At 48.4% G+C, this 3,420-nt stretch carries 3 protein-coding genes and 1 pseudogene; all 4 read left to right on the forward strand.

Annotated features, from left to right (window positions below; all coding sequences use genetic code 11):
* Positions 1 to 118: pseudogene (locus F3J19_RS32205) on the forward strand (IS5/IS1182 family transposase); the annotation flags it as partial.
* A gap of 29 nt (positions 119 to 147) precedes the next feature.
* Complete coding sequence (locus tag F3J19_RS32210) at positions 148 to 825, forward strand: hypothetical protein (RefSeq protein ID WP_167050515.1); 678 nt, start codon at positions 148 to 150, stop codon at positions 823 to 825.
* Positions 826 to 982: 157 nt separating this feature from the next.
* Positions 983 to 1,966, forward strand: a complete 984-nt coding sequence (locus F3J19_RS32215; protein WP_167050517.1) for a reverse transcriptase family protein — start codon at positions 983 to 985, stop codon at positions 1,964 to 1,966.
* Positions 1,967 to 2,616: 650 nt separating this feature from the next.
* Positions 2,617 to 3,288, forward strand: a complete 672-nt coding sequence (locus F3J19_RS32220) for a hypothetical protein (RefSeq protein ID WP_167050519.1) — start codon at positions 2,617 to 2,619, stop codon at positions 3,286 to 3,288.
* Positions 3,289 to 3,420 lie beyond the last annotated feature (132 nt).

Consider the following 3,420-nt stretch of genomic DNA (forward strand, 5'->3'; position numbering starts at 1 on the left):
CTTCCGGCGACTGGCACGCGACTACGAACGCCTGCCCGAAACCCTGGCAGGCTTGCATTTCGTCGTCTTCGCTATGCTCATGCTTGTTCATGCCGTGCCCATTATCCAAAGTGCCTAACACGCTCTAAGCGCCCTTATATCAAAAGTGTGAGGATCGCAGACGAAACCATCTTCATTACAGTTGATGCTCAAAAAGTTGCAGCTGTAGCTCATGAAGGGCGACACACATCCAGACGGCAACTCAGCATCCTTGCGAAACATTTGCGGGAAAAATTTGATATTGATGTGCAAATCTCAGTTTCATCGGATGAGGCAAATGTCCGAGTCGAAGGTTTACTTCGAGATCTTTTTGAGAGGCAGTTTCCCGGTACTGTTAGTGACGTAACAGCATCTCTACGTGACTTAGAAACCGCATCGGTATGGATTGATGCCGAAAATGTTTCAGACATGGATACGGTAATTGCAATAGAGGCTGCAACACATGCGACATTGTCTTCGCTTGCTCTTCACAGAAGCGAAGTTCACGTTCAGGCCCCTATAGTCGAAGAGCCAACAAATGTGGCGATTCTCTCCGCAGTAAAGTTACTCTCGCCTGTAAACTTGTCCAATTTAAAACAATACTTGGATCGCGACTTTCACCTTCCATCGGAAAGTTGGCTTGCGTCCAAATTGGACTTGATGCGGAAGAAAGGTTTTACACTCCGAGACCGTGATGGGTATTTCCACCTTACCGAGAGCGGCTTGTCGGTCGTACCCATTAGCAGGCGACGCAACAGCAGCGACGTCAGCCGGGCTCTGTTGCTCGTGAAGCGGAAATGGGCGTGATATACTGGATTAGGTGGCGTGTTTCGCGTGAGTGCGTATCGCACTCGTATGCGAAGGCCTTGTATAGAAGGGAGCCTGCCGAAGGGCGGGCGATCCTTCGAATCGCCCGCCCTTCGGCAGGCGGCTCAACGAAAGCGTTCTCAGCTTTGCTCTTCCCGTGAACACGCCACCACTTCTTGTTAGCTTCCCTACAGTCGATTTTTTTGTCAGCGCGTTAGCTGAGGACTCCCGTTCTCTCTACGAAGCGGAAATCCGACGCTTGGTCGAACTGGGATTACCACCCATTGTTTCTCTGAGAACTATCGCCGTGTTGTTTGGCTTCAGTCCTTCGTTCGTGGGAACGCTGGCGAAGCGGCCGGCTCGGTACTATCGAGTTTTTGAGATTCGAACTGGGAAAAAGGTTCGTCTTATTCAAGCTCCTAAGGTCGCTCTGAAACTCATCCAGCGCTGGATCGGAGGCAATCTAGCGTGCTCAGTAAGGTATCTCGATAGCACTTTCGGCTTTGTGCCCGGACGATCACATATCGACGCAGCTGCTCGTCATTGCAAAGCTGACTGGGCCTACTCAGTCGATATCAAAGATTTTTTTCGCACTACCAGCGCGACACGCGTCCGCGCGGCGTTGATCAAGCTTGGCTATGGTGACTACGCCGCCGATCTTGCGGTTGCTCTAACCTGTTATGAAGGTTTTTTGGCGCAAGGTGCACCAAGCAGCCCCGTGCTTTCCAATCTTGTATTTCAGGAATTTGACCGACTGCTCGAAGAATTAGCGTGCGAGTTAAACCTTACGTTTACTCGTTATGCAGATGATATCGTCTTTTCCGGATCCGGTACTCCCGCCCCTGAGTTGAAGGATCGCGTTAAATCAATCATCGAATCGGGTGATTGGAAAATTGCGGAAAAGAAAGAAAAACTATTCCAAAAACCCTATAGATTGAAAGTGCATGGACTCCTGGTAGATGGGACGGCGCCTCGACTTACTAAAGGCTATCGAAGACGAATCCGCGCCCTAAACTATCTATTGAGCCAAGGGAAGATTTCCCCGAAGCAGCTTCATAGGGTTAAGGGGCATTTGAACTATGCGCAGCAGGTGGATAACTGGTTTGCATCCCAAGCTTCGTCGGATACTGACGAGGCATAGTTAGTATTTCGGATAGCGGTCGTTTATCGGTAAGTAGACAAACAACTGCAAACATCAAAAATCTTCGTAGGTTACCGATCCCATTTCTGATACAGATGCAAATCCGTAGCCGATTGATCGTTGTTATAGTCATTCAGGTCCGGTTCTATCGTGACCTGTCGAGTTGTCACCCGCAGCATACCGAGGACAGCAACCGCCTAATCTCTTGTGGTGCCGTGACAGCCCGCGAACGAGAACACTTAGGTCACTCCAGGTCGACCGTGTAAGTTCACAGGAGCCCTCGCTTCTTCGGGATCAACAGACTCTCAGCTTTGCTTGACTGATTCGGGTCCATAGCCGGATACTCAACGTTCATGTCTTGTTTCGCATACCTGCCACTAAAAACAAAGCGATAAATTGCGGCTGGATCAAACGTCCGGTGCGATGAGATTACACTGTATCGGCTCGACAATGGATTCGGTCGTTCATGTTTCTGATTAGAAAAAGTAAACATAATCTCTTAAAAAATTATGCAATCAATCACGGTATGGCGGTGTATTACGGGAACTTGGCGAGACACGTTTTGCGTAATCGCGGAAATGCCGTTGCTCTGCTTCGTAACGTTTGTGCTGATGTGGGTAGCAATGTTCGTCCAGTACAAGCTACGACTTATGGTTCCGACAAGCTTGCCGGATGGCATTTTTGGACCGTTCATCCTGAACTCGATGATCGAGCATTTGAGTGGAATTCCTATCCTTATCGTCGCAATCCCTGCAATAAGACGGATTTTACGAATCAGATTTCCCGATCTACCAAGTTCGACTTTTGAAGATTATCTTCGTTATTCTTTTCTTTGTGTTCTCATGCTTCTGTTCGGCTACATGCTGCTGGCTGCCATTCCTCTCACTACTGCGATCTGTCGGACAGCTGGATTAACCGGAAATAATGAGACCCCGTTTGCCCAGACGGTGACTCTGCTTCTCAGAATTCTATTTAACTATGTCGTGGCACGGAGTGCACTTCTTTTTCCGTACATTGCATTGGGTGGAAAGATCGAATGGAAAGCCGCATGGCGAGATACCCATGGGAATTTTTTTGTGATTGCGTTTATATATATCATTGCATCAAGGCTTCCTGCCTACATTGTTGCAAATAGCGTAATTCAATATATATCGGGCAGCAAAATGAACATTTTTCTAGTGTTTGCCTTGCAGGCAGGCACCAAGTTAACTCTTAGTCTTCTCGCCGTTTCCGCATTCGCATGGATTTATCTATCATTTTCGAATGATATCTTGAGGTTGCCGTTACGGAATTCGGGCAGGATTTATCGAAAAGCAGGATGATAGTTGGGCCTGTCAGTAATTTCGTGTTCAAGGCATATGATGCTCCCCAGGAGAATATATGCCTCGCAAACCAAAGACCCCACCGGCCGATCTGCCGGCAATTCCCGCCGAGCTGCTTGAACAGTTTGGCAA

It is taken from the genome of Burkholderia sp. Ax-1724 (genome assembly GCF_011752995.1).
Taxonomy (GTDB): Bacteria; Pseudomonadota; Gammaproteobacteria; order Burkholderiales; family Burkholderiaceae; genus Paraburkholderia.

What these genes read in the sequence shown, in the direction of transcription:
- F3J19_RS32220 (WP_167050519.1), top strand. Translation starts at nt 2,617, where the DNA reads ATGGTTCCGACAAGCTTGCCGGATGGCATTTTTGGACCGTTCATCCTG.